The organism is Dokdonella immobilis, from assembly GCF_900115085.1.
GTDB lineage: Bacteria > Pseudomonadota > Gammaproteobacteria > Xanthomonadales > Rhodanobacteraceae > Dokdonella > Dokdonella immobilis.
On sequence record NZ_FOVF01000001.1, the window covers coordinates 80,061 to 104,365 of the forward strand.

26 protein-coding genes are annotated in these 24,305 nt (G+C 65.7%); 18 read left to right on the forward strand and 8 right to left on the reverse strand.

Going from position 1 to position 24,305, the window contains the following annotated elements:
* Positions 1 to 98: 98 nt before the first annotated feature.
* Positions 99 to 1,295 (forward strand): acetyl-CoA C-acyltransferase, encoded by a 1,197-nt coding sequence (locus tag BM125_RS00280; RefSeq protein ID WP_092403893.1) that lies wholly within the window; start codon positions 99 to 101, stop codon positions 1,293 to 1,295.
* A 291-nt stretch (positions 1,296 to 1,586) separates the two neighbouring features.
* On the opposite strand, the gene BM125_RS00285 is transcribed toward BM125_RS00280, so the two are convergent.
* Complete coding sequence (locus BM125_RS00285) at positions 1,587 to 1,925, reverse strand: tRNA-binding protein (protein WP_092404127.1); 339 nt, start codon at positions 1,923 to 1,925, stop codon at positions 1,587 to 1,589.
* A gap of 20 nt (positions 1,926 to 1,945) precedes the next feature.
* Positions 1,946 to 2,881, reverse strand: coding sequence for a hypothetical protein (locus BM125_RS00290; protein ID WP_092403894.1), 936 nt, complete (start codon positions 2,879 to 2,881; stop codon positions 1,946 to 1,948).
* A 99-nt stretch (positions 2,882 to 2,980) separates the two neighbouring features.
* Here BM125_RS00290 and BM125_RS00295 point away from each other — a divergent pair, with 99 nt between their 5' ends.
* Entirely contained in the window at positions 2,981 to 3,403 is a 423-nt protein-coding gene (locus tag BM125_RS00295) for a hypothetical protein (RefSeq protein WP_092403895.1), read from the forward strand.
* Positions 3,404 to 3,415: 12 nt separating this feature from the next.
* Here the strand turns inward: BM125_RS00295 and dbpA are convergent, their stop codons facing one another.
* Positions 3,416 to 4,789, reverse strand: coding sequence for an ATP-dependent RNA helicase DbpA (dbpA, locus tag BM125_RS00300; RefSeq protein ID WP_092403896.1), 1,374 nt, complete (start codon positions 4,787 to 4,789; stop codon positions 3,416 to 3,418).
* Positions 4,790 to 4,933: 144 nt separating this feature from the next.
* Between dbpA and BM125_RS00305 the strand changes: the two genes are divergently transcribed.
* Complete coding sequence (locus tag BM125_RS00305; protein WP_092403897.1) at positions 4,934 to 5,446, forward strand: DUF1993 domain-containing protein; 513 nt, start codon at positions 4,934 to 4,936, stop codon at positions 5,444 to 5,446.
* A gap of 67 nt (positions 5,447 to 5,513) precedes the next feature.
* On the opposite strand, the gene BM125_RS00310 is transcribed toward BM125_RS00305, so the two are convergent.
* Complete coding sequence (locus BM125_RS00310; RefSeq protein ID WP_092403898.1) at positions 5,514 to 5,879, reverse strand: DUF6164 family protein; 366 nt, start codon at positions 5,877 to 5,879, stop codon at positions 5,514 to 5,516.
* A 20-nt stretch (positions 5,880 to 5,899) separates the two neighbouring features.
* The gene (locus tag BM125_RS00315) at positions 5,900 to 6,376 is read right to left on the reverse strand and encodes an MgtC/SapB family protein (RefSeq protein ID WP_092403899.1); all 477 of its coding nucleotides are present in this window, start codon (positions 6,374 to 6,376) and stop codon (positions 5,900 to 5,902) included.
* 45 nt (positions 6,377 to 6,421) lie between these two features.
* On the opposite strand from BM125_RS00315, the gene BM125_RS00320 reads away from it, so the two are divergent.
* From BM125_RS00320 to efpL, 3 genes are all read left to right on the forward strand, one after another.
* Positions 6,422 to 7,312 carry a pseudouridine synthase gene (locus BM125_RS00320; protein ID WP_092403900.1) on the forward strand — a complete coding sequence of 297 codons (891 nt, stop codon included), beginning with the start codon at positions 6,422 to 6,424 and terminating at the stop codon, positions 7,310 to 7,312.
* A gap of 46 nt (positions 7,313 to 7,358) precedes the next feature.
* A complete protein-coding gene (locus BM125_RS00325; RefSeq protein ID WP_092403901.1) occupies positions 7,359 to 8,129 on the forward strand; it encodes an SDR family NAD(P)-dependent oxidoreductase in 771 nt (256 codons plus the stop codon).
* 307 nt (positions 8,130 to 8,436) lie between these two features.
* Complete coding sequence (gene efpL, locus BM125_RS00330) at positions 8,437 to 9,000, forward strand: elongation factor P-like protein EfpL (RefSeq protein WP_092403902.1); 564 nt, start codon at positions 8,437 to 8,439, stop codon at positions 8,998 to 9,000.
* An 83-nt stretch (positions 9,001 to 9,083) separates the two neighbouring features.
* On the opposite strand, the gene BM125_RS00335 is transcribed toward efpL, so the two are convergent.
* The gene (locus tag BM125_RS00335; protein WP_092403903.1) at positions 9,084 to 9,635 is read right to left on the reverse strand and encodes an NUDIX hydrolase; all 552 of its coding nucleotides are present in this window, start codon (positions 9,633 to 9,635) and stop codon (positions 9,084 to 9,086) included.
* 215 nt (positions 9,636 to 9,850) lie between these two features.
* Between BM125_RS00335 and BM125_RS00340 the strand changes: the two genes are divergently transcribed.
* The 3 genes from BM125_RS00340 to BM125_RS00350 all read left to right on the forward strand — a co-directional run bounded on the left by BM125_RS00340 (position 9,851) and on the right by BM125_RS00350 (position 13,336).
* Positions 9,851 to 11,320, forward strand: coding sequence for an amino acid permease (locus BM125_RS00340; RefSeq protein ID WP_092404128.1), 1,470 nt, complete (start codon positions 9,851 to 9,853; stop codon positions 11,318 to 11,320).
* 103 nt (positions 11,321 to 11,423) lie between these two features.
* Entirely contained in the window at positions 11,424 to 12,872 is a 1,449-nt protein-coding gene (locus tag BM125_RS00345) for an amino acid permease (protein WP_092403904.1), read from the forward strand.
* A gap of 26 nt (positions 12,873 to 12,898) precedes the next feature.
* Positions 12,899 to 13,336: a PH domain-containing protein gene (locus tag BM125_RS00350; protein ID WP_092403905.1), complete on the forward strand. Its 438-nt coding sequence runs from the start codon at positions 12,899 to 12,901 to the stop codon at positions 13,334 to 13,336.
* 78 nt (positions 13,337 to 13,414) lie between these two features.
* On the opposite strand, the gene BM125_RS00355 is transcribed toward BM125_RS00350, so the two are convergent.
* Positions 13,415 to 14,854 (reverse strand): DNA recombination protein RmuC, encoded by a 1,440-nt coding sequence (locus BM125_RS00355; protein ID WP_092403906.1) that lies wholly within the window; start codon positions 14,852 to 14,854, stop codon positions 13,415 to 13,417.
* Positions 14,855 to 14,931: 77 nt separating this feature from the next.
* Positions 14,932 to 17,052 (reverse strand): sensor domain-containing diguanylate cyclase, encoded by a 2,121-nt coding sequence (locus BM125_RS00360; protein WP_175497780.1) that lies wholly within the window; start codon positions 17,050 to 17,052, stop codon positions 14,932 to 14,934.
* Positions 17,053 to 17,250: 198 nt separating this feature from the next.
* On the opposite strand from BM125_RS00360, the gene ccmA reads away from it, so the two are divergent.
* The 9 genes from ccmA (at position 17,251) to BM125_RS00405 (ending at position 24,275) form a co-directional block, all read left to right on the forward strand.
* Entirely contained in the window at positions 17,251 to 17,898 is a 648-nt protein-coding gene (gene ccmA, locus BM125_RS00365; RefSeq protein ID WP_092403908.1) for a heme ABC exporter ATP-binding protein CcmA, read from the forward strand.
* Positions 17,895 to 18,578, forward strand: coding sequence for a heme exporter protein CcmB (gene ccmB, locus BM125_RS00370; protein ID WP_092403909.1), 684 nt, complete (start codon positions 17,895 to 17,897; stop codon positions 18,576 to 18,578). Before ccmA ends, ccmB begins: the two co-directional genes overlap by 4 nt.
* The gene (locus tag BM125_RS00375) at positions 18,578 to 19,336 is read left to right on the forward strand and encodes a heme ABC transporter permease (RefSeq protein WP_425429585.1); all 759 of its coding nucleotides are present in this window, start codon (positions 18,578 to 18,580) and stop codon (positions 19,334 to 19,336) included. Before ccmB ends, BM125_RS00375 begins: the two co-directional genes overlap by 1 nt.
* Positions 19,333 to 19,509: a heme exporter protein CcmD gene (gene ccmD, locus BM125_RS00380; protein WP_092403910.1), complete on the forward strand. Its 177-nt coding sequence runs from the start codon at positions 19,333 to 19,335 to the stop codon at positions 19,507 to 19,509. Before BM125_RS00375 ends, ccmD begins: the two co-directional genes overlap by 4 nt.
* Entirely contained in the window at positions 19,506 to 19,967 is a 462-nt protein-coding gene (gene ccmE / locus BM125_RS00385) for a cytochrome c maturation protein CcmE (RefSeq protein WP_092403911.1), read from the forward strand. Before ccmD ends, ccmE begins: the two co-directional genes overlap by 4 nt.
* A gap of 63 nt (positions 19,968 to 20,030) precedes the next feature.
* Entirely contained in the window at positions 20,031 to 22,019 is a 1,989-nt protein-coding gene (locus BM125_RS00390; protein ID WP_092403912.1) for a heme lyase CcmF/NrfE family subunit, read from the forward strand.
* On the forward strand, positions 22,016 to 22,561 hold the full coding sequence (locus BM125_RS00395; RefSeq protein ID WP_092403913.1) for a DsbE family thiol:disulfide interchange protein: 546 nt from the start codon (positions 22,016 to 22,018) through the stop codon (positions 22,559 to 22,561). Before BM125_RS00390 ends, BM125_RS00395 begins: the two co-directional genes overlap by 4 nt.
* On the forward strand, positions 22,558 to 23,019 hold the full coding sequence (locus BM125_RS00400) for a cytochrome c-type biogenesis protein (protein WP_092403914.1): 462 nt from the start codon (positions 22,558 to 22,560) through the stop codon (positions 23,017 to 23,019). The genes BM125_RS00395 and BM125_RS00400 overlap by 4 nt, the downstream gene beginning before the upstream one ends.
* Positions 23,019 to 24,275, forward strand: a complete 1,257-nt coding sequence (locus BM125_RS00405) for a c-type cytochrome biogenesis protein CcmI/CycH (protein ID WP_092403915.1) — start codon at positions 23,019 to 23,021, stop codon at positions 24,273 to 24,275. Before BM125_RS00400 ends, BM125_RS00405 begins: the two co-directional genes overlap by 1 nt.
* The last annotated feature ends 30 nt before the right edge of the window (positions 24,276 to 24,305 follow it).

The window sequence follows — 24,305 nt, forward strand, 5'->3', positions numbered from 1 at the left end:
GGATTCGGGATTCGAAAAAGCCCGGTCCCCCACCTCGCCGAATCCGCCGTTCCGAATCCCGAATCCCCAATCCCGAATCCCGCTTTCGGAGAAAGCCAATGACCAGACAGATCCAGGACGCCTACATCGTCTCCGCCGTGCGCACACCGGTCGGCAAGGCGCCGCGCGGTGTGTTCCGCAACACCCGACCCGACGACCTGCTTGCCCACGTGGTCCGGGCGGCGGTGGCCGGCGCGCCGGGCATCGATCCTGCGCGCATCGACGACGCGGTGATTGGCTGCGCGATGCCCGAGGCCGAGCAAGGCATGAACGTCGCACGCATCGGCGTGCTGCTCGCCGGCCTGCCGAACTCGGTGCCGGCGCAGACCATCAACCGCTTCTGCTCGTCCGGCGTGCAGGCCATCGCACTCGCGGCCGACCGCATCCGCACCGGCGATGCCGACCTGATGCTGGCCGGAGGCACCGAGAGCATGAGCATGGTGCCGATGATGGGCCACAAGATCGCCATGAATCCGGCCGCGTTCCAGGATGAGAACGTCGCCATCGCCTACGGCATGGGCATCACTGCCGAGAACGTCGCCAGCGAATGGAAGGTCAGCCGCGAAGACCAGGACGCCTTCGCCCTCGCCTCGCACCAGAAGGCGCTGGCCGCGATCGCCGCGGGAGAATTCAGGGACGAGATCGTGCCGTTCCGGCTCGACGACCACTATCCCGACCTCGTTGGCCGCTCGATCCAGACCGACAGCCGCCTGATCGATACCGATGAAGGTCCGCGCCCCGATACCAGCGCCGCCGGCCTGGCCAAGCTGCGTACGGTGTTCAAGGCCGGCGGCAGCGTCACCGCGGGCAACTCCTCGCAGATGTCCGACGGCGCCGGCGCGCTGATGCTGGCCAGCGAAAAGGCGATCAAGGAATACAACCTGACCCCGATCGCCCGATTCGTCTCGTTCGCGGTCGCCGGCGTGCGCCCCGAGGTCATGGGCATCGGCCCGATCGCGGCGATCCCGAAGGCGCTCAAACTGGCCGGCCTGGGCAAGGAGCAGATGGACTGGATCGAGCTCAACGAAGCCTTCGCCGCGCAGGCCCTGGCCGTGATCCGCGACCTCGGCCTCGATGCGACCAGGGTCAACCCGCTGGGCGGCGCGATCGCGCTCGGCCATCCGCTCGGTGCGACCGGCGCGGTGCGGGCGGCGACCCTGATCCATGGTCTGCGCCGTCGCCAGCAGAAGTACGGCATGGTGACGATGTGCATTGGCACCGGCATGGGCGCCGCCGGCATCTTCGAGGCGCTTTGATCGGTTCGATCGAAGCCTATGAATGGCTGCGAGGCATGGAAGCGGAGTGCCGCGAACCTGCGCCAACCCGACGCGCCTGGCCGGGTCGGGCCCGGCATCTCCGCTGCCGTTGATCGGCCGCCAGGCGCCTGGCCCGGATTATTCGTGAATTCGCGCGATGATCGCGCAGGACCTTGGATTCAGGCGGTTTTTCGCGATTGAGGGGATGGCGGGTCCTATCGCCGAATGAGCGAAAAGCCGCGTGGATTCAAGGGACAAGCGAGGGCGCGTGAAACTCATGAATAATCCGGGCTAGGCCAGGCGGGTACCATTCGGCACGGCGCGTTCGATCGCCGTGACGACAACGCCCGCTTCGGTCGGAAATCCGGTCAGCAGGAACTGTGAACGGAACGGACCTATCTGTTTCTCGGGAAAGTTGATCACGCCGACGATCTGGCGCCCGATCAGGTCCTGCGGCGAATACAGCGCGGCAATCTGCGCGCTGGTCTTGCGTTCGCCATACGGTCCGAAATCGACCCAGACCTTGTAGGCCGGCTTGCGCGCCTCGGGGAACGCCTCGACGCGGAGGACCGTGCCGGCGACCATGAGGACGCGCTCGAAATCGCTCCAGCTGATCGTCGGTTCGTCCATGCGGCTATCCGGCTCCGAAATCATCGCGCCGTTGCGCTCGACTCGGCTTCCAGGCCGACCTGGACCCAGCCGAGGTTGATGCCGATCCGGGTCGCCTCGGGGTTCGCCCAGGCATAGACAACGCTGCGCCCGCTCGCATCCTCGATGACCGACAGCTTGAGCACCGGCACGCTGCCATCGCGATAGGTCATGCGCTCGAGCAGGAGCGTGTATCCGGACGCCTTTCCATCGCGCCAGGTCAACGGCGCGCGGCCGCCTTCGTTGTCGATGCGGATGCCGCGGTTCATGTGCCAGTCGTTGCTCTCGATCCTCGCGTTCGCGCCCGCTCCATTGACCGCAGCCCAGCCCGTGAACCAGCGCAGGCGTCGTGCCTCGATGCGGGCATCGGGACCCCGCGCCTGGTCGGCGTAGAAGCGCACGCGCAGCCACTCGCCGTCGTGTTCGATTTCCAGTGGAAGCAGGGCGGCGTTGGCGCCGATACCCGGAATCAGGATCATGCAGGTCGCGAGATCCGCCTTGACCTTCAATCCAGCCGCCGTAGCCGCACCGTTCAAGGCGCAGGCATCCAGCGCGACCCACTGGGCGGGGTCGAAGTCCGCGCCGAGCTTCGGCGTTTCGACCAGGGCGCGATAAGGCGTCAACTGGATGTTGCCGTTGACCGACTTGACCGAGCGCATGGCCCAGGTCGCCGAGAACTCGGCATCGGCGGACATGGCCACCGTCCACGAATACCAGCCCGGCCTCGACAGCGGGGTAATGGCGATACGCGTGTGCGGCAGCACCGCCGGTGCGGCGAGGACGACCTGCTCGTGATTGTCGTATTCGCCGTCGAACCACGCTCGCGGGCCGCCATTGTCGGCGGACGGAGGAACCGGCCGTGACGGCGAGTTCTGGCAGGCGCAGGCCAGGAAGGCAAGGAAGATCGGGAGCAGGCAACGCAGGATGGGCTGGGTCATGGCCCCAAGGATAGACCGACGCAGCGATTCGGCGATATACGGCAGCACGTTTCGACGACAAGCCCGCTATTCTCGCGCTCGGTTCAGCGGAGAGCATGTGTGAGTGAAGACATCCTGCGTGCCGACAAGCGACTGCGCGCGCTGACCCTGATTGTCCTGGTGGTTGCCGCGGTTCTGGCCCTGCTTGGCATGGCCTGGTTCCGGCACTGGCTTCAGGTCATCGGCAACCTGCCCGGCACCGACCTGTTGATCGTCCGCCTGCGCCGCATGATCGCGCTGGCACTGACCGGCAGCGGCGTCTGCCTGGCCTTGCTGGCCTGGTACTCGGCCCACATCGGTTCGCGTGCGATCCGCTCGCAGCAATGGCCGCTGCCGGGGGCGCGGGTGATCCGCGATACGCCCTATCGCCGTGGCCCCGCCGCGATCCGCCTGGGCCGCCAGTTGCAGATCGGGTCGATCGTCCTGCTGGTGCTGGCCGTGGCCATAGGAGTAGTCAGCTGGCACATGCTGGCCCAGACCTGAGCCTGCGCGTGCTCAGTCGACGGCGCGGACGCGAAAGCTGCGGCCCTTGATCTTGCCCGAGCGCAGCCGCTTCAAGGCCGTCGCCGCCTGGTCGCGACGGATGGCCACATAGGCGCGCGTGGCGAAGATGCCGATCTTGCCGACCGCGTCGGCGGCGATTCCGGCATCGCCGGTCAGCGCACCGAGCACGTCGCCGGGACGCAGCTTGTCCTGCCGACCCGCATCGATGCACAGGGTACTCATGCTCGCCGTCAGCGGCGCCGTCGACGTGCCGGCAGGCGGCAGCGACGACCAGCGCAGTGGACCCCCGACGCGCGCCTCGATGGCCGCCATGCGCGGCATTTCGGCGGCAGCGACCAGGGTCCAGGCGAGACCCTTGCGCCCGGCCCGGCCGGTGCGACCGATCCGGTGCAGATGCACATCGGGATCGGTCGAGGCTTCCCAGTTCACCACCGCCGGCAGATCGTCGATATCGAGCCCGCGGGCGGCGACATCGGTGGCCACGAGGATCGCGCAACTGCGGTTGGCGAAGCGCATCAGCACTTCATCGCGATCGCGCTGCTCGAGATCCCCGTGCAGGGCCTGCGCCGAGAAACCGCGCTGGACCAGGCCGTCGGCCAGGTCGCGCGCGTCGCGGCGGGTGTTGCAGAACACCAGGGTGGATTCCGGTCGAAAACAGGTCAGCAGGCGAACCAGGGCGTCGAATCTGCGGGCCGCCTCGACCTCGAAGAACTGCTGCTCGATCTCCGGCGACCCGACGTCGGCATCGGTCGCCAGTTCGACCGGATCGCGCTGCAGGCTGCGGCTGATCGCGCGGATCGCGTCCGGAATCGTCGCCGAGAACAACAGGGTCTGGCGTGACTTCGGCGACTGCCTGAGCAGGCTCGTGATCGCATCCTGGAAGCCCATGTCGAGCATGCGATCGACCTCGTCGAGGACCAGGACACGCACGTCGGCCAGCGACAGGGCGCCCTGGTCGATCAGTTCCTGGATGCGCCCGGGCGTGCCGACCACGACATGCGGTGGATGTCCCAGTGAAGCCAGTTGCGGGCGCAACGGGATGCCGCCGCACAGGGTCAGCAATTTCACGTTGGGCACGAAGCGCGCGAGCCTGCGAATCTCCTTGCTGACCTGGTCGGCCAGTTCGCGGGTCGGACACAGGACCAGGGCCTGCACGGCGATTCTTGCCGGATCGAGGCGGGCCAGCAGACCGAGACCGAAAGCGGCGGTCTTACCGCTGCCGGTCGGCGCCTGGGCCATCACATCGCGATTTTCGAGGATCGGCGGCAGGCTGAGCGCCTGCACCGGTGTCATTTCCACGTAGTCGAGCGCGTCGAGTGCGCTGAGCAGTTCAGCCGCCAAGGGCAGTGTCGAGAAGGCATTCATGCGCCATGATCGCATGGCCCCGGGCTGTTTCGACCCGCCCTTGCGAGTTGCCGGTTCGTCTCCACTGTCTGTGCCGGTGCGGCAGCACCGCCGGGGCCGCTATCGCCGCGCCCGGTCCTTTCCTTTTGCAACAGGGAGTTGTGCATGACGATTTCGATGTATCAGGCTTCGGTTCCGGTTTTCGTCCGGTCCCTCGGCAACCTCTCCGCCATCCTTGCCAAGGCGGCCGCACATGCCGAGGCCAACAAGATCGACCCGGCCGTACTGCTGGCAACCCGGCTCTACCCGGACATGTTTCCGCTGTCGCGCCAGATCCAGATCGCGACCGACATGGCCAAGGGCGCGGCCGCGCGCCTGGCCGGCGTCGAACGCCCGGTCCACGAGGACAACGAGGCGACCTTCGCGGACATGCAGGCGCGCATCGAAAAGACCCTCGATTTCATTCGCTCGATCAAGCCGGAACAGATCGACGGCAGCGAGGAAAAGGCGATCACGCTGACCCTGCGTGGCAACGACGTGCAGTTCGCCGGCCAGCCCTATCTGCTGCATTTCGTCCTGCCGAACCTGTTTTTCCACACGGCCACGGCCTACGCCATCCTTCGCCACTGCGGCGTCGCGCTCGGCAAACCCGACTTCATCGGCGGCATCCCGGGCTGATCCACCGCACCGCGCTGCAGCCTCGGGGACACCGCTGTCCCCGAGGCTGCGGCGCTGGTCGCTGCGTTCACCAGGCGGCGAGCAACAGAGGCCAGAGGCTCAGTGCCGCGCAAAGGATGATGCCGATCAGGATCAGCAATACCCGCAGGGGCGAGTGGCGCAACTGCGCCCAGAAGGTCCTGGCAGTTCCTTCCCGACGCGCGGCTGCCCAGGCCTGGCGCGCAGCCGCGCCGCGTTGCGCCTGGTATTCATCCATCAGCGCGCGGGCGCGCTCGAATTGGCCATCTTCGCGAATCCAGATGGCGCCGGCGGAAATGCCCCAGCGATTCGGCTCGGTTTCGTACCAGGCGATTGCGTTGCCCTCGAGCAGCGCGCGAACCTCGTCGGCCTCGTCTTCGGGCACGTGGCGCAGGTTCAGCAGCAATTGGCTCATCGGGTGTCTCCTTTCGCGGCTCAGTGGTTGCCGGCCAGTCGCATGAGCCTTGGGATCAGGGCAAGGACGAGCAAGGCGAACACGGCGCACAGGATGGCCGATCCCGCCCGCCCCAGCCCGGCGGTCATGCCGATCGCCGAGGTCATCCAGATTCCGGCCGCCGTGGTCAGTCCCTTTACATTGTCCTCGTTCCTGCCTTTCAGGATCGTGCCGGCGCCGAGAAAGCCGACACCGGTCACCATGCCCTGGATGACGCGGGTCAAGGCATCCGCGCCGACACCGATCTGCAGCGGAACGATCATGAAGATCGCCGATCCGAGCGCGACCAGCATGTGGGTCTTGATACCGGCCGCCTTGCCCTTGGTTTCGCGTTCGAAGCCGAGCATGGCGCCGAGGATCGCCGCGAGAACGAGGCGCGTGCACAGTCGGGTCAGCTCGGCGATATCGGGGATATCTGAGAACTCGGCGGCAAGTGTCGATCCGATCTGCTGCCACATGACTCATCAACTCCGCTTGCATCGGGGTGGCGGCATAATAGCGTGATGTCCCTGCCTGCCTCGCCGACAGCACCGCCAGACTCGCGGCCCAGCGTGCTGCAGCTTCCGTGCGGCCCATGGCGTACGGTCCTCGACTGCCTTTGCGCGCACTTTGCGACGATATCGAGGGACGAATGGATCGGACGCTTCGAACGCGCCCGCGTGCTCGATGCCGATCGCGGCCCGCTCGATCTTCAAAGCCGCTACCGACCGGGAATGACGGTCCTCTATTACCGCGAAGTGGCCGGCGAGATGCCGATTCCCGGCATCGAACGGATCCTCCACGTCGACGAACATCTCGTCGTCGTCGACAAGCCGCATTTCCTGCCGGTGGTTCCAGCTGGCCGGTTTGTGCGCGAAACCCTGCTCCATCGACTGACCCAGAGCCTGGGTCGCGACGACCTCGTCCCGCTGCACCGTCTCGATCGCGGCACGGCCGGGTTGGTCATGTTCTCGGCCAATCGGGCTTCGCGCGCCGCCTACCACCGACTGTTCAGCGAACGCCGGATCGCCAAGCGCTATGAAGCGCTGGCCCCGGCACTGCCCGAACAGGCGTTTCCGCTGACCCGACGCTCGCGCATCGGCGCCGGCGATCCGTTCTTCAGGATGTGCGAACTGGACGGACCGGCCAACAGCGAGACCCGCATCGAGGTCATCGAGTGCGGCAACTCGTTCTGGCGCTACGGCCTCGATCCGACGACCGGCCGCAAGCACCAGCTGCGCGTGCACATGGCGGCGCTCGGCGCCGCCATCGTCAACGACGGTTTCTACCCGACCCTCGCCGACAGGTCCGACGACGATTTCAGCCGACCGCTGAAGCTGCTGGCCCGGTCATTGCGCTTCGTCGATCCGCTGAGCGGTTGCGAACGTCATTTCGAAAGTCAGCGCACGTTGTAGAATGCGCGCCTTTGCGCGACGCCCGGCTGGTCGCCCTGGAGGATCCATGCAACTCGAACACGTGAAAGCCATCATCACCGGCGGCGTCTCCGGACTCGGCCTCGGCGTTGCCGAACATTTCGTCGCCCAAGGCGGCAAGGTTGCCCTGTTCGACGTCAACGACGAAAAGGGCGCGGAAGCAGTGCGCCGGCTCGGTGTCGACAAGGCGTGCTTCCTGCGCACCGACGTCACCGATGAAGACGGCGTACGTGCCAATGTCGCCAGCGCCAGCGAATTCCTCGGCGGGCTCAATGTCGCGGTCAATTGCGCCGGCATCCTCGGCGCCGGGCGCATGCTCGGGCGCGAGGGTGCGATGCCGCTGAAGACCTTTGCCGGCACGATCATGGTCAACCTGGTCGGCTCGTTCAACGTCGCCAAGGCCGCCGCCGAACGGATGCAGAACAATGCGCCGGGCGCGGACGGCGAGCGCGGCGTGATCGTCAACACCGCCTCGGTCGCCGCGTTTGACGGACAGATCGGCCAGGCCGCCTACTCCGCGTCCAAGGGCGGCGTGGTCGGCATGACCCTGCCGATGGCGCGCGAACTGGCCCGCTTCGGCATCCGCGTCATGACCATCGCCCCGGGCATCTTCTGGACGCCGATGGTCGATGGCATGCCGGCGGCAATCCAGGAATCGCTGAGCGCCTCGATTCCATTCCCGTCGCGACTCGGCACCTCGCCCGAGTTCGCCGCCCTGGTCGCCCACATCCTCGGCAACCGCTACCTCAACGGCGAGACGATCCGTCTCGACGGCGCGGTGCGGTTGGCACCGAAGTAGCCGGGAATGGAGAATGGGGAATAGGGAATGGGTGGTGCAGCACTCAGCGAGCGCGCGCGCTGAGTCTCGTATGTGGCGCTGCCTCGATCCTGTTTCCTGAATTCCCGTTTTAGACTATCCCGCTACCCTCGAGCTCTCCAATTCGCGTCCGCGACCGCTTCTGCTTCGATCCATTCCCCATTCCCCATTCCCCATTCCCCATTCCCCATTCCCCATTCCCCATTCCCCATTCCCCATTCCCCATTCCCCATTCCCCATTCCCCATTCCCCATTCCCGAATCCCGAATCCCCAATCCCGGCCCCCACCATGAAAGCATCCGAAGTCAAGCGCGGCAACGTCGTCGAACACGAAGGCAAGGTCTACCAGGTCCGCGATATCGAGCGCAGCTCGGCGCAGGGCCGCAGCGGCAATGTCACCTTCCGTTTCATCATGTACAGCGTGCCGGGCGGGGTGAAGGCCGATCTTTCACTGCGCTCCGAAGACGAGATCAAGGAGACCGAGGTGACCCGGCGTGCGGTCAGCTTCTCGTACAAGGACGGCGATGCCTTCGTCTTCATGGACAGTGAGGACTACACCCAGTACACGCTCGATGCGGACGTGGTCGGCGATGCCGCCGGCTACATCGTCGACGGCATCGAGGGCTGCTACGTGCAGATCATCGACGAGCAGCCGGTAGCGGTGCAGTTGCCCCCCTCGGTCATCCTCGAAGTCATCGACACGGCACCCGAAATGAAGGGCGCGACCGCGACCAAGCGACCGAAGCCCGCAAGGCTCTCGACCGGCATCGAGATCCAGGTGCCCGAGTACGTACGCACCGGCGAGAAGATCCACGTCAGCACGGTGACTGGCGAATTCGGGGGGCGGGCCTGAAGGCCCGCCGGGAATAGAGAATGGGGAATCGGGAATAGGACGAGCCAAGCCCAGGACGTCGTCCCTTCGCTGTCAACGATTCCCTACTCCCCATTCCCCATTCCCGAACGCTGGCTCATGAGCCAGCGTTTTGCCATCCGCCGCAGCGATTCGTCGGCCTGCGGATCCTGCGCGATGGTGGTGATGTCGCGCCAGGCGAGTTCGTGCGATTCCTCATTCGCGAGATGGCGTTCCGTGCTCGTCGCGCGAACCACGAAGCGGACATCGTAGTGCCAGTGCCCGGGGGCGTCGTTGCGGGCCGGGATCCAGTGCCGATCGAGGTCGAAGATGTCTGGCTCGACGACCAGTCCGTCGAGACCGGATTCCTCGCCGGCCTCGCGCAGGGCTACCCGGCGCAGGTCGGCATCGCCATCGGCATGACCGCCGAGCTGCAACCAGCGATCGAGCTTTCGATGATGGGTCAGCAACACCCGCTGGCCATCGATACTGACCAGCCAGGCCGATCCGGTGAAGTGCGCATCGAGATTGCTGCGCACGAAGCAGCCAGGCGTGTCGAGAAACGACCGAAACAGGGCAAGGACCGCATCCTGGTCGCCAACCACAGCCGCATGGCGACCGAGTAATTCGAGCAACATGGGGCAAGGATCCTGATCGGCGCGACAGGATACCGGAATGCCCGGCCATGCAAATCAAGCTGCACTGCACAAGTTTTTCCGGGTTCCATGCCGTGCGCGCGTCGCGCTTGTGCTCACCTTCCACGTTTGGCATCGTACGGGGCCGCTGTCGCCGGCAGTTGGCGCACAAGAACACGGCCACCAAGCCGTTCCGTTATCGATTCGGGGAGAACACGATGTCCATGGGTCTTTTTGCCACGAAGCCGGTCGAGCCGGCGCCGCATGTCGACGCCGGCGAACCGGTCGAGGGTTCGCTGGGCGGCGAGGCCACGCTGAAGCGCACGCTGACTGCCACCCAGCTCGTCCTGCTCGGTGTCGGCGCGGTGATCGGCGCGGGTATCTTCGTCCTGACCGGCCACGCCGCAGCTGCGCATGCCGGCCCGGCCATCATCCTGAGCTTCGTCTTCGCCGGCATTGCCTGTGCCTTCGCCGGCCTGTGCTACGCCGAGTTTGCTGCGTTGCTGCCGGTTTCAGGCAGCGCCTACTCCTACTCCTACGCGACCCTCGGTGAGGCAGTGGCCTGGTTCATCGGCTGGAACCTCGTCCTCGAATATCTGTTCGCCGCATCGACTGTCGCGGTCGGCTGGTCGAGTTATTTCAACAGTTTCCTCGCCACCTTCGGGGTCGCCTTGCCGGCAGCGCTCTCGACCGCGCCGCTGAACGTAGTCGACGGCAAGCTCATCTACACGGGCGGCCTGTTCAACCTGCCGGCGGTCGCCATCGTCGCGGCGGTCGCAACGATCGGCTATTACGGCATCCGCCAGTCGGCCTTCGCCAACGCGATCATCGTCACGATCAAGGTCGTCGTGATCCTGCTGTTCGTCGCCTTCAGCCTGCAGTACGTCAATGCCGACAACTGGGTCCCGTTCATTCCCGAGAACCAGGGCCAGGGCAAGTTCGGATGGGACGGCATCTTCCGCGGCGCTTCGGTGGTGTTCTTCGCCTATATCGGTTTCGATGCTGTTTCCACCGCGGCCGGCGAAGCAAAGAACCCGCAGCGCGACATGCCGATCGGCATCCTCGGCTCGCTCGTCATCTGCACGGTCATCTACATCATCGTTTCGGCCGTGCTGACCGGCATGATGCCGTACAACCTGCTCGGCACGCCGAAGCCGGTGGCGACCGCGCTCGAGGCCTACCCGGCCCTGTCCTGGCTCAAGGTGCTGGTCGAGATCGGCGCGATCGCGGGCCTCAGCTCGGTCATCCTGGTCATGCTGATGGGCCAGCCGCGCATCTTCTTCTCGATGGCGCAGGATGGCCTGATTCCGAAGATATTCGGCAAGGTCCATCCGAAGCACCAGACCCCGCACGTGGGGACGATCTTCGTCGGCGTGGTCGCGGCAGCGCTGGCCGGTTTCCTGCCGATCTCGTTCCTCGGCGACCTCGTTTCGATGGGAACCCTGCTCGCGTTCGCGACGGTTTCGGCCGGTGTCCTGGTCCTGCGCTATACCCAGCCGAATCTCAATCGCCCGTTCCGCGTACCGGCCGCGATCATTATCTGTCCGCTCGGCGCACTGACCTGCCTCTACCTGTTCTGGCAGGCCTTCCAGGAAAACTGGGAGGTCATGCTGGGATGGACCTTGATCGGCGTGGTCATCTACGCCGTCTACGGTTACGGCCACAGCAAGTTGCGTCGCGCATCCTGAGCAAGCCCTGGGCCGGCGCCACGACGCCGGCCCATTTCGTTTTGCCGCGCCCGCCATCTTCTTCCGGACCCCACGTCCGCTCCAGGCACCTGGAAACCCGATCATGTCCAAGCAGCTATTCGCGACCAAACACCCGCACGCGGCCCACGCCGATGCCGAGGGGCTCAGCCTCGAGCGTACGCTCGGCCCCTGGGGCCTGACCGCGCTCGGCATCGGTGCAGTCATCGGCGGCGGCATCTTCGTCATCACCGGCGTAGCGGCTGCCGAGCACGCTGGTCCGGCCATCGTGCTGTCCTTCATCTTCGCAGCCATCTGCTGCACGTTCTGCGCGCTCTGCTACGCCGAGTTCGCGGCCATGGTGCCCGTTTCGGGCAGCGCCTATTCCTATACCTACGCCACCCTCGGCGAGCTTGCCGCCTGGTTCATCGGCTGGATGCTCGTGCTCGAGTACGGCGTGTCGGCATCGGCGGTCGCGGTCAGCTGGACCGGTTATTTCCTCAGCCTGCTCGACCAGTTCAACATCCATCTGCCCCAGGCCCTGGTCAGTGCACCACTGGACGACAAGCTCAACCCTACCGGTTCGATCGCGAACATCCCGGCCGCCGTTCTCGTCCTGCTCCTGACCTGGCTCTGTTATGTCGGCATCCGCAAGTCGGCCGGGGTCAACATGGCCATGGTCATCCTCAAGGTAGCCCTGATCGTGCTGGTCATCGGTGCCGGCATCAGCTATGTCGATACCGCCAACTGGCACCCCTTCATTCCGGAAAACGTCGCCCCCGGCAAGTACGGCTGGGAGGGCGTGCTGCGTGGCGCATCGATGGTGTTTTTCGCCTATATCGGATTCGAAGCGGTTTCGGTCGCGGCCCAGGAATCGCACAACCCGGCGCGCAACATGCCGATCGGCATGCTCGCCTCGCTGGCGATCTGCACCGTGCTCTACATCGGCATGGCCCTGGTCATGACGGGCCTGACCCCGTTCAGCATGCTCGGCACGGCCGAGCCTGTCGTGACGGCTGTCGCCAGCCATCCGGAATTGAGCTGGTTGCGCTGGATCGTCGAGATCGGCGCCATGATCGGACTGGCCTCGGTCGTCCTGGTCATGGTCATCGGCCAGCCGCGCATCTTCATGATCATGGGACGCGATGGCCTGCTGCCGCCGGTGTTCACGCGCATCCATCCGAAATACCGCACGCCGCATGTCAATACAGTCATTACCGGCATCGGCATCGCGATCCTGGCCGCGGTGTTCCCGCTCGACATTCTCGGCGACCTGACCTCGATGGGCACCTTGATCGCTTTCGGCGCGGTCTGCGCCGGCGTGCTGATCCTGCGCCGCACCCAGCCCGATCTGCCGCGCCCGTTCCGCATCCCGTTTGCGCCGCTGATCTGCCTCGCCGGTGTCGGCAGCTGCCTGGTCCTGCTGTCGACGATGACCTTGCACAACTGGTTGCTGATGCTGGGCTGGACCCTGTTCGGCTTCGCCATCTATTTCTTCTACGGGTATCGCCACAGCAAGCTGGCCGGCGCTGCGCGTGGCGCGGGCGGCGGCTGAGCCGACTCCGCGCGGAGTCCGGATCATTGGCCAGCGTCCATCGGTCGAAGATCGACGCGTGGCTGGTCGCCATGCTGGCCGGGGCCATGGCCCTGGCGCTGCTGGTCGTTGCCGTGACCCTTGGTGAAGCCCGAGCTCCGCTGGTGTGGTGGTCCCTGGTCCCGGGCGCCAGCGTCGGACTCGGCCTGCCGGCCTGGATCCTGCTTTCGACCCGCTACACGATCGATCCTCCGGAACTGCGGATCCGCTGCGGTCCATTTCGATGGCAAATTCAAATCGCTGAGATCACTGCCTTGGCGCCGACCCGAAATCCGCTGTCGAGTCCGGCCCTGTCCCTCGACCGCATCCGCATCAGCTATTCAAAGGGTCGTGCGTTGATGGTTTCGCCGCAGCACGCCGATCGTTTCGTGCATGAACTCGAATCGGCAAGACGCGCTCTGAGGCACGGCGCCGATACGCACTGAGCGGCCCGGGATCGCCACCGTGCGTCGTCCCGCGCGGCATTTCCCCAAGTCTCGCCAGGCTACCGCGACCGCCCCACGTCAGTCCTGCGGCGCTTCGTCTGCTTGCGCCGGGTCAGCGGGATCGCCGTCCTCGTCGACCTCGGCGCCGGCCGTTTCGACCAGGTCCCGCGGCAACACCTTCTTTGCCGGCGCACCCATGTCGGCGAGACTCTTGACCTGCAGGATCACGCTGCCCTTGCCGCCCTCGGTCAGGCGGCGCACGACGTTGGCGTGGGCTCCCTGGGCCTTGTGCAATTGCGAACCGAGAACCTCCAGTTCGTTCACCAGCAGGACGAAGTTGTCGTGCAGGTTGGCTGCGCGGCGCGCGATTTCGAGTGCATTGTTGTTGCGGCTGTCGATGCGCCAGAGATAGGCCACGGTGCGCAACGTGGCCAGCAGGGTGCTTGGGCTGACCAACGAGATCTTGCGTTCCAGGGCGTAGGCGTAAAGCCCGCCATCGGCGCGCACGGCCTCGATGAAGGCGGCCTCTACCGGCACGAACATGAGCACGAAGTCGAGCGAGCGCACGCCCGGTATGTCGCTGTAGTTGCGCCCGGCCAGGCCGTCGATATGCCGACGCAGCGAAACCAGATGGTCGCGCAGGGCGGCCTGGCGCTCGCCTTCGTCGTGCAGCGACACCGAGCGCTCCCAGGCCAGCAGGGAGACCTTGGCGTCGATGATGACGTCCTTGCTTTCGGGCAGGCGCACGATCACGTCGGGGCGCTGACGCGTGCCGTCGGCACCCTCGAAACTACCCTGGGTATCGTACTCGCGTCCGACCTGCAGACCGGATGCCTCGAGCACGCGCTCGAGGACCATCTCGCCCCAGGCGCCCTGGGCCCGCGAATCGCCCTTCAGCGCCCTGGTCAGGTTGACCGCATCCTCGCTGATGCGCTGGTTGAGGTCCTTGAGCGAGCGGATTTCCTGCACCAGCATGCCGCGTTCGCGCTGCTCGTTGGCATGGGTCTGGGTCACCGCTTCGCGGAATTCCTTGAGTTGCAGCTTGAGTGGATCGAGCAGGCCGCCGAGATGTTCGGCGCTTTGTTCCTTGAACCGCTCGGCTCGGGCTTCGAGGATCTGGTTGGCCAGGTTCTGGAACGATTCGCGCAGGCGTTGCTCGGCGTGTTCGAGGAGCCGGAGCTTTTCCGCTGCCGATTCGGCCTGCTCGCGCGCCCCGGCTTTCAGTGCGGCATGGTCAGCCGTCAATGCCAACAAGGAGCGTTGGTCCGTGTCCTGGCGCGCCTGCAACGCGTCGACCTGTCGACGCAACTGCATGGCCTCGGTCTGGTGCATGGCTGCGGCGCGCTGCGCCTCCTGCAAGGCGTTCTCGAGCGCCGCATGCTGGCGCCCCTGCTCGGCCAGCTGTCGCGCGATTTCGGTCGCCTCGCGGCGGCGCGCCAGCCAGGCCAGCGCGAGTCCGCCGACCAGCAGGCCGGTGATGACGGCGATCAACAGATAGAACAGGGAAGTCTCGGTCACGTCTGAGTGGTCGAATGGGTGCTGTCGGCCATGATCGCAGACCGGCCACCGTAGATGCGAGCGGGCAAAGCCCGCGCCTATCCGCGATCGCGGCTGCGCTGTGCGTAGAGCGCGTCGTCGGCGACGGCGATGGTCGCCTCCAGGGTCGCGCCGCGACGCCGCACCGCGGTGCCGAGGGTGAACGCTATCGGCGCCTGCGCGCGGTCGTCGCGCAATGCCTCGACGACGCGCTGCACACCGGTTTCGTCGACATCGCGGAGCAGGACGAGGAATTCATCGCCGCCGGCGCGTACGACATGATCGCGCGGACGCACGTGACGGGACAGGAACTGCCCCATGCCGATCAGCACCTCGTCGCCGCGCTGGTGACCGTGGGTATCGTTGACGAGCTTGAACCGGTCCAGATCGACGGCGATGCAGGCCCAGCGATCGCCCGGGCGCAGTTCCTTTTCGATCTCATGGAGCAGGCGCCGGTTGAAGCATCCGGTGAGCGGGTCGCGGATCGTCAGCTCCCTGAGCGTCTTTTCGTGCTGCTCGCGTTCGGTGATGTCCTGAGCATGGCCGAGCACATAGGGATGCTCGTCCTCGTCATCGAGAACGTTGTGGTATTGCCAGGTATGCAGGCTGCCATCTCGGGCTTTGAGCCGGATCACCCCGGAGTCGGTCTTGGCAATGACGATACGCTGCATGTACTTCTCGAACTCCTGTCGCAACTCATCCGGCATGAGCTCGCTGAAATTCCTGCCGACCAGCTCGGACACCGAATAGCCGAGCTGATTTGCTGCAGCGGGGTTGACCGAGATCAGGTTGCCCTCGAGGTCATGCGTGCAGATCAGGCCGAGGCTGTGCTGGAACAGCTTGCGGAAGCGCCGCTCGCTGACTTCGAGCGCCCGAATCGCACGCCGCCGCAGGGTGATTTCCTGCAAGGCTCCGATCAGCCAGCGCGGCTGGCCCTCGGCGTACTCGACCTCGCCGACCACGCGGACCCAGACGTGGTTTCCGCGCGCCGTTACGAAAGGCAATTCGAGATCCCAGCCGCGGCCGTCGCCGACGGCCTTGCGCACCGCGGCCTCGAGCGTCGCGCGCGCTTCGACCGGATAGAACCCGAGTGCCTCATCGAGATCCGGTCGAAAGCCTGCAGGAACCTCGTGGATCCGGCAGACCTGGTCCGAGAACGTGAATTCCATGGTCTGCAGGTCAAGTTCCCAGCCGCCGACCCTGGCCAGGCGCCCGGTCCGGTCGAGGAAGGCTTCGCTGGCCTGCAGGCGAGCCTCGGTCTCCTTGGCCCTGGAGATGTCGGCCAGCGCCCCGCACATGCGCAGGGGCGCACCGACCTCATTGCGCTGCATGACACGACCACGGCAACGGACCCAGACATACGACCCGTCCCTGTGCAGCATGCGCAACTCGCAATCGATTTCCTCGGTGCTGCCTTGCAGATGGCTTTCGATCGCACGCTGAAGCTGGGTCCAGTCGTTTTCCTGGCAGCATCGTTGCCAGGTTTCGATCGAAGCCGGCTCGAGCTCGTCGGGTGTGCGCCCGATGATGGCCGCCCAGCGCGAATTGAGCCGCAACGCACCGCTGCCGATACTCCATTCCCAGGTTCCCACGCGCATGGATTCGATGATGTTGGACAGGCGGAGCCTGTCCTCGGCAAGCAAGGCTTCGGCCTGGCGTTGCCGGGCCAGCGCACGTGAACGATCCATCGCATGCCGGCGCTGCTCGAGAGCCATCGCCGCGGCCCGTCCCAGCTCGGCGAGGATCGCGCGCTGCTGCCCGGACAATGAGCGCGGTTGGCGGTCGATCACGCACACGCTGCCGATGCGCGAACCATCGCACAGGATGATCGGCGCGCCCGCATAGAAGCGGATCCTGGGCCCGTCCGTCACCAGGGGATTGTCGGCAAAGCGGGCATCGGCTTGAGCGTCGGCCACTTCGAGCACGCCCTCGCCAAGAATCGTGTGCGCACAGAACGCCGCATCACGCGAGGTCTGCGTGGTTTCGCCCATTCCATGGTTGGACTTGAACCACTGGCGATCGGCATCGACGAGACTGACCAGGGCAATGGGCGTCCCGGCCGCCAGTGCCGCGGCCCGGGTCATGGCATCGAAAAGCGGCTCGCTCTCGCTGTCGAGCACCTCGAGGGCCCGCAGGCTGCGCAGACGTGTGCTCTCGTCGGTGGGTAGCGGTGCGCGCATGGAACTCGGCATCCGTTCGACGTCATCAGCCGCAGTCTACTGCAAGGAATCCGTGCAAATAGTGAACACATCGTGATCAGGCATCCCGGGCATCGAATGTCGCATGATCCGCAGGGCTCAGCGATGTCCATTACACTTGTCCGGTTGTCGCGCCCTGGCCGCGGCGCATCCCCGCATGCTCGAGATATCCGCAAGCTGATGATTGCCGGCGAATCCAACGATCCGATGCCCTTGCTCGAGGCAAGGGACCTCTCCTATTCGCGCAACGACGAGCCCGTATTCGGGCCCCTCGATTTCCGCCTGCATGCCGGCGAAGTCGTGCTTATCGAGGGCGACAACGGCTCCGGCAAGACGACCCTGCTGCGGGTGCTGTCCGGCCTGCTTGCGCCTGGTGGCGGATCGGTCCGTCTGAACGGGGAAAACCTGACCGTGGCGAGGCTCTCGCACCAGGTCGCCCTGCTCGGCCATCAACCGGGCTTAAAGGCCGATCTGACGCCGCTGGAGAACCTCAATTTCGCAATCGGCGTGTTCGGCCTGCGTGCCGGTATCACGCCGCATCTGGCTCTCTCCAGCGTCGGCCTGGAAGGCTATGAGGATGTCCCCACCCGACAACTTTCCGCCGGACAGAAAAAGCGCGTTTCACTGGCCCGCCTGTTGCTGGTGCCGGCGGCCCTGTGGCTGCTCGACGAGCCCTATGCCAACCTCGACCGGGAAGGCATCGACCTGGTCAATCGCCTGCTCGATGCGCAAGCGCGACGCGGCGGCGCCGCCCTCGTCACCTCGCACGGTGCCTACGCGTTCACCTCCGGTAGTCCGCGCCGGCTGCCGTTGAGGGCGACGGCATGAGATACGGCACCAATGCCAGTGCCTGCGCGGCCCTGGTCCGTCGCGACCTGCTGCTGACCTGGCGCCGTCGTGGCGATGCGCTGAATCCCGTCCTTTTCGCCGTCATTGTGGTCGTCCTTTTCCCGCTGGCGCTGGGCCCCGAACCGAACCAGCTGGCACGCATCTCGGCCGGCATCGTCTTCGTCGCCATCCTGCTGGCCGGACTGCTGGCGCTCGATACCCTGTTCCGCGGCGATCACGAGGATGGCAGTCTCGAGCAGCTGGTCCTTTCGCCGCATCCGCTGCCGTTGCTGCTCGGCAGCAAGATTGCCGTGCACTGGCTGACCACGGGTTTGCCTCTGATCGTAGTGGCCCCGGTACTGGCCGAGATGCTGCATCTTCCGCGCAGCGTCCTGCCGGTTCTGCTCGCGGCGCTGGCCCTGGCGACGCCGCTGCTGAGCCTGTTCGGTGCGGTTTGCGTGGCCCTGACCGTCGGCATGCGGCGCTCTGGTATGCTCTTGGCCTTGCTGGTCTTGCCCCTGTATGTACCGGTCCTGATCTTTGCCGCCGGAGCGTGCAATGCGGCGCAGTCGGGTCTGGCGTACCTGGCTCCCCTGCTCTGGCTCGGAGCAGCCCTGGCGCTGGCCCTGGTGCTGGCTCCGTTGGCCTGTGCGGCTGCCCTGCGGATCTCGATATCCTGATGAACACGCTGACACTCTGGTTCCACAAATTCGGGTCGCCCCCGGTTTTTCACCGGATCGCCGTGCGACTGGCGCCGTGGCTGTTCGGCTTCGCCGTGATCTGCGGGCTGGCGGCCCTGTACGGCGGTCTCGTGGTGGCCCCGGCCGACTACCAGCAGAGCGACGCCTATCGCATCATCTTCATCCACGTGCCGTGCGCCTGGATGAGCCTGTTCGCCTATTTCTTCATGGCCGCGAACGCCTTCATCGCACTGGTCTGGCGGATCAAGATTTCCGAGATCCTGGCCATGGCCAGCGCCCCGGTCGGCGCGGTCTTCACGGCGATAACGCTGATCACGGGCTCGATCTGGGGCAAGCCGATGTGGGGCACCTGGTGGACCTGGGATGCCCGCCTGACTTCCGAACTGGTCCTGCTGTTCCTCTATCTTGGCGTGATCGGGCTCTACAACGCCATCGAAGACCGCAGGCAGGCCGCACGTGCGGCTGCGTTTCTCGCCCTGGTCGGCATCGTCAACGTGCCGATCGTGCATTTCTCGGTGAACTGGTGGAACACCCTGCACCAGGGCTCGACAGTACGCCTGCTGGGTCCGTCGCGAATCGACGAGAGCATGCTCTGGCCGCTGTTGCTGATGGCCCTGGCGACGCATGTCTGGTTTTTCGCCAGCGTGCTCGTGCGGGCGCGGGTCAGCCTGGTGGAACTCGAGGGTGGCAAGGAATGGGCTCGTGAAATCGCCCTCGGCAAGGGAGAGCCGGCATGAGCGAATTCCTCGCCATGGGGGGCTACGGAGCCTATGTCTGGTCGTCCTACGCCATCTTCATGCTCTTTCTGTTGTTCGACTTCATTGCCCCCAGACTCCGCAACAGGCGCGTCATCGCCGAACTGCGCGGTCGCCTCAAGCGCGATCGCAAGCGCCAGGAGAAAAGCCCATGACACCCACCCGCAAGCGAAGACTGATGCTGGTCGGACTGATCCTGCTCGCAGTCGGTACGGCCACGGCACTGACCGTGCTCGCGCTGCAGCAGAACATGACCTACCTGTACACCCCGAGCGAGATCATCGCCGGCAAGGTGCCGGCCGGCGCGCGGTTCCGCATCGGCGGCATGGTCAAGGAACATTCGGTGGAGCGCGGTCAGTCGCTGACGGTCGGCTTCGTCGTGACCGACGGAGATGGCGACATGCGTGTTGAATATGAAGGCATATTGCCGGACTTGTTCCGCGAGAAGCAGTCGGTCATCGCCACCGGCGAAATGCACGATGGACACTTCGTCGCCACCGAAGTGCTCGCCAAGCATGATGAGAACTATGTCCCCCGCGACGTCGCCGAGGCGATGCAGAAAGCCCACCGCAAGCACAGTGTCCCCGAGACCGCAGACCAGCAGGCGCAATGAATCCGCCCTATCCGGACCGGACCGGTTTCGGCTCCAACTCCATCTGACCAGGCAGGCCACCCCATGCTCCCAGAACTCGGTCAATTCGCGCTGATACTCGCCCTGATGCTGAGCGCAGTGCAGTTCGTCGTGCCGCTGATCGGTGCGCAGACCGGCAACCGCGCCCTGATCGCCGTCGCCCGGCCGGCCGCAGCCGGCCAGTTCGTATTCGTCGTCTGCGCGTTCACGATCCTGACCTGGGCATTCCTGAGCCAGGATTTCTCGGTCGCCTACGTGGCCCAGAACTCGAACCGGCTGCTGCCGTGGTACTACCGCTTTTCGGCAGTATGGGGCGCACACGAAGGGTCGCTGCTGCTCTGGATCCTGATCCTCAACATCTGGACGATCGCAGTGGCCGCGACGAGCCGCCGTCTCCCCGACGACTTCATCGCGCGCGTGCTCGGCGTGCTCGGCTTCGTCAGCCTCGGCTTCCTGCTGTTCACCGTGCTGACCTCGAACCCCTTCGCGCGCCATGTGCCGGCCTTGGCCGACGGCAACGACCTCAACCCGGTCCTGCAGGACTTCGGCCTGATCGTGCACCCACCAATGCTGTACATGGGCTATGTCGGCTTCTCGGTCGCCTTCGCGTTCGCGATCGCGGCCCTGCTCGGCGGCCGTCTCGACCAGCAATGGGTGCGCTGGTCGCGACCCTGGACGAACGCGGCCTGGGGCGTGCTGACGCTCGGCATCGCGCTCGGCAGTTGGTGGGCCTACTACGAACTCGGCTGGGGCGGCTGGTGGTTCTGGGATCCGGTCGAGAACGCTTCGTTCATGCCCTGGCTGGTCGGCACCGCACTGATCCACTCGCAAGCCGTCACCGAGAAGCGCGGCAGCTTCCGCGCCTGGACCCTGCTGCTCGCGATCTTCGCGTTCTCGCTGTCCCTGCTCGGCACCTTCCTCGTGCGCTCGGGGGTGCTGACCTCGGTGCATTCGTTCGCGAGCGATCCCGAGCGCGGCCTGTTCATCCTTGCTTTTCTCTCGATCACGGTGGGCGGCTCGCTGCTCGTGTACGCGTTGCGCGCGCCGAAGGTCGCCGGCGGTGAACCGTTCGCCGGTGCTTCGCGCGAGACCTTGCTGCTGATCAACAACCTGCTGTTCACGTGCGCGGCGGCGATGGTGTTCCTCGGCACGCTGTATCCGCTTTTCGCCGAAGCGTTCAATCTAGGTCGCATTTCGGTCGGTCCGCCGTATTTCGGTTTCCTGTTCGTGTTGCTGATGGCACCGGTGGTCATGCTGATCCCGTTTGGACCCATGTTGCGCTGGCGCGAGGGCAGCTTCGCCTCGGCCCTGCGCGCGTTGCGGATCCCCCTCGTACTCGCAGTCCTTGCCAGCGGCCTCGCCTGGCTCGTCACGAGCGGCATGGGCTGGAAGGCATTCGCCGGCATCGCCGCCTCGATATGGGTCGGGCTCGGCATCCTCGCCTATGCGCTCATGCGCTGGCGCACCGCCCCGGCCGGGCGCCGCTTCACGCCGGAGATGCTCGGCATGATCCTCGCCCATCTCGGCTTCGCCGTATTCCTCGCGGGCGTGCTCGGGACCGAAGGGACGAGCGTCGAAAAGGACGTCCGTCTCGGCAATGGCGAGACGGTTGCGCTTGGAGCCTACACATTCCGCTTCGACGGTGTCCGCCATATGACCGGCCCGAACTACCAGGCCGATGAAGGCACGATCACGGTCCTGCGCGGCGATTCCGCAGTAGCCGTCCTGCACCCGCAGAAGCGCCAGTACACGCGAAGTGCGCAGATCCAGACCGAGTCGGATATCGACCCGGGCCTGACGCGCGATCTGTATGTCGCTCTGGGCGAGCCGCTCGGTGATGGCGGGGCATGGTCGGTACGCGTCTACCTCAAGCCGTTGATACGCTGGATCTGGCTCGGCGCCTTGCTCATGATGATCGGTGGCTTTGTCGCCGCGAGCGATCGCCGCTTCCGCAGGATCACGGCTACCGCGCCGCAGCCGGGGCCGGCTGCGGCCCCGAACCCGGCTACGATCGGCGGCGAGGCCACGGCATGAATGCGCGCCTGATTCCCCTGCTCGGCTTCGCGCTGGTCGCGGCCCTGCTAGGCTTCGGCATCCACTACATGCGCAACAATTCGCTCAACGAAGTGCCCTCGCCCCTGATCGGCAAGCCGGCACCGGTCTTCGACCTGCCCGTGCTCGGCAACGACGAAAAGCGTATCAGCAATGCCGACCTGCGCGGCCAGCCGTACCTGCTGAACGTCTTCGCAAGCTGGTGCTTTGCCTGTCGCGACGAGCACCCGATCCTGATGGCCGAGGGCAAGTCGCTCGGCATCCCGATCATCGGTTTCAACTACAAAGACGATCCGGCCGACGCCACGCGCTGGCTGGCCCAGTTCGGCGATCCTTACTCGGTCGTGATCGCCGACCGCGAGGGTCGCGTCGCGATCGATTTCGGCGTCTACGGTGCACCCGAGAGTTTCCTCGTCGACGGCGACGGCATCATCCGCTACAAGCGAATCGGTGCGATCACACCCGAGATCGTCGCATTCGAACTCAAGCCGCGCCTGAAAGCCATGCAAGGAGCCGGCAAATGAAGCCACGATCGCTGAACCGGCTGGGCGGACCGCGCGCGTTGCTGCTCTGCGTTGCGCTGATGTTGCCGCTGGCGGCAGCTGCCATCGACGCACTGCCTTTCAAGGATCGCGCCGAGGAACAGCGCTTCCAGAACCTGACCCGCCAGCTGCGTTGCCTGGTCTGCCAGAACGAGAGCCTCGCCGATTCGAGCGCCGATCTCGCCAAGGACCTGCGCGAGGAAGTCTTCGAGCAAATGCGCCAGGGCAAGTCCGATGACGAAATCAAGCACTACCTGACCGCCCGCTACAGCGATTTCGTGCTCTACAACCCGCCCCTGCGCGGCGGCACGTTCCTGCTCTGGTTCGGTCCGCTGCTGGTCCTGCTGATCGGCAGCATGGTCGTGGCCAGGATCGTGCGCCGTCGTGGCGCGACGAAATCCTCCGCGCCCCCCGCATCCACCACCGAGGAAGACTGGTAATGACGATGTTCGTGGTACTGGTCTGCGCCATGCTGGCCCTGGCCCTGGCCTTCCCTCTGGTTCCGTTGCTCAGGCAGCGCCGGATGTCCGCCACTACCCGCGATGCGGATCCACGGAAACTCAAGGCATTGAACGATGCGCTGTCCGCAGGCGTCATCGACGACAGCGAATACCGGGCCAAGCTGGCCACGCTGGCGCCGGCCGCCGCGGTTTCGGCCGGCTCCGGCAGCGCACGCGGTACCTTGCTCGTGTCGGTGTTGGTCGCCTTGCTGGTACCGGCTGGCGCCATCGTCCTGTACAGCCTCAATGGCGATCCGCGCGCACTCGACCCGACCCGGCTCGTCGCATCGGCCGATCAGGACCCGACCGCCGGCGAGGCCGCCGGCCAAACGGTCGACATGGACCAGGCCATCGCGGGCCTGGTGGCCAAGCTCGAGGCCAACCCGGACAATGCGAACGGCTGGGCCCTGCTCGGCCGGGCCTACCAGGCCACCGGCAAGTTTGCCGAATCGCGCGATGCGCTCAAACGCGCCTACGACCTCGAACCCGACAACCATGACCTGACCGTCGAATACGCGCAGGCCCTGGCCTTGTCCGGGGAGGGCCGCCGTATTTCCGGCAAATCCCGAGAGCTGATCGAGGGCGTGCTGAAGGCCGACCCTGGACACCAACGCGCACTTTGGCTGATCGGCATCAGCGACTACCAGGCCGGCGACTATAACGCGGCGATCACGGCCTGGAACCAGTTGTTGCCCGGTTTGCCGCCCGACAGCGATATCGCAAAAAGCGTGCGCGAACAGATCGCCGATGCGCAGCGCCTGGGCGGCACCGTGGCCATCGCCGAGGTGGCCGCGGCGCCGACCGCACCGGCTCAGGCAACCGGCAAGGAATCGGCCAGCCCGGTGGCGGGCGCCGCACTGACCGTGAATGTCAGCCTCGACCCGAGCCTGCGCGATCGCCTCGATCCCACGGCCACGCTGTTCGTGTTCGCCCGCGCCGAAAATGGTCCGCCGATGCCGCTGGCGATTCAGCGCCTGTCGGCCGCGACACTGCCCGTGACGGTGACGCTCGACGATTCGATGGGTATGCTGCCATCGATGAAGCTGTCGATGTTTCCGAAGGTGGTCGTCGGCGCGCGTGTTTCGCGAAGTGGCAATGCCCTGGCCCAGTCTGGCGATCTTCAAGTGCTGGCCAACGGCATCGACATCGCCCGCAAGCAGCCACTCGACCTGGTCATCGACAGTGTCGTGCCCTGACGCCTGGCGAGCGGGCGAAGCGCCGCCAGT

Bases quoted from the DNA above. Each gene is read 5' to 3' on its own strand.
- BM125_RS00280 (WP_092403893.1), top strand. From the start codon at position 99: ATGACCAGACAGATCCAGGACGCCTACATCGTCTCCGCCGTGCGCACA.
- BM125_RS00285 (WP_092404127.1), bottom strand. From the start codon at position 1,925: ATGGACGAACCGACGATCAGCTGGAGCGATTTCGAGCGCGTCCTCATG.
- BM125_RS00290 (WP_092403894.1), bottom strand. From the start codon at position 2,881: ATGACCCAGCCCATCCTGCGTTGCCTGCTCCCGATCTTCCTTGCCTTC.
- dbpA (WP_092403896.1), bottom strand. From the start codon at position 4,789: ATGAATGCCTTCTCGACACTGCCCTTGGCGGCTGAACTGCTCAGCGCA.
- BM125_RS00305 (WP_092403897.1), top strand. From the start codon at position 4,934: ATGACGATTTCGATGTATCAGGCTTCGGTTCCGGTTTTCGTCCGGTCC.
- BM125_RS00310 (WP_092403898.1), bottom strand. From the start codon at position 5,879: ATGAGCCAATTGCTGCTGAACCTGCGCCACGTGCCCGAAGACGAGGCC.
- BM125_RS00315 (WP_092403899.1), bottom strand. From the start codon at position 6,376: ATGTGGCAGCAGATCGGATCGACACTTGCCGCCGAGTTCTCAGATATC.
- BM125_RS00320 (WP_092403900.1), top strand. From the start codon at position 6,422: ATGTCCCTGCCTGCCTCGCCGACAGCACCGCCAGACTCGCGGCCCAGC.
- BM125_RS00325 (WP_092403901.1), top strand. From the start codon at position 7,359: ATGCAACTCGAACACGTGAAAGCCATCATCACCGGCGGCGTCTCCGGA.
- efpL (WP_092403902.1), top strand. From the start codon at position 8,437: ATGAAAGCATCCGAAGTCAAGCGCGGCAACGTCGTCGAACACGAAGGC.
- BM125_RS00335 (WP_092403903.1), bottom strand. From the start codon at position 9,635: ATGTTGCTCGAATTACTCGGTCGCCATGCGGCTGTGGTTGGCGACCAG.
- BM125_RS00340 (WP_092404128.1), top strand. From the start codon at position 9,851: ATGTCCATGGGTCTTTTTGCCACGAAGCCGGTCGAGCCGGCGCCGCAT.
- BM125_RS00345 (WP_092403904.1), top strand. From the start codon at position 11,424: ATGTCCAAGCAGCTATTCGCGACCAAACACCCGCACGCGGCCCACGCC.
- BM125_RS00360 (WP_175497780.1), bottom strand. From the start codon at position 17,052: ATGCGCGCACCGCTACCCACCGACGAGAGCACACGTCTGCGCAGCCTG.
- ccmA (WP_092403908.1), top strand. From the start codon at position 17,251: ATGATTGCCGGCGAATCCAACGATCCGATGCCCTTGCTCGAGGCAAGG.
- ccmB (WP_092403909.1), top strand. From the start codon at position 17,895: ATGAGATACGGCACCAATGCCAGTGCCTGCGCGGCCCTGGTCCGTCGC.
- BM125_RS00375 (WP_425429585.1), top strand. From the start codon at position 18,578: ATGAACACGCTGACACTCTGGTTCCACAAATTCGGGTCGCCCCCGGTT.
- ccmD (WP_092403910.1), top strand. From the start codon at position 19,333: ATGAGCGAATTCCTCGCCATGGGGGGCTACGGAGCCTATGTCTGGTCG.
- ccmE (WP_092403911.1), top strand. From the start codon at position 19,506: ATGACACCCACCCGCAAGCGAAGACTGATGCTGGTCGGACTGATCCTG.
- BM125_RS00390 (WP_092403912.1), top strand. From the start codon at position 20,031: ATGCTCCCAGAACTCGGTCAATTCGCGCTGATACTCGCCCTGATGCTG.
- BM125_RS00395 (WP_092403913.1), top strand. From the start codon at position 22,016: ATGAATGCGCGCCTGATTCCCCTGCTCGGCTTCGCGCTGGTCGCGGCC.
- BM125_RS00400 (WP_092403914.1), top strand. From the start codon at position 22,558: ATGAAGCCACGATCGCTGAACCGGCTGGGCGGACCGCGCGCGTTGCTG.
- BM125_RS00405 (WP_092403915.1), top strand. From the start codon at position 23,019: ATGACGATGTTCGTGGTACTGGTCTGCGCCATGCTGGCCCTGGCCCTG.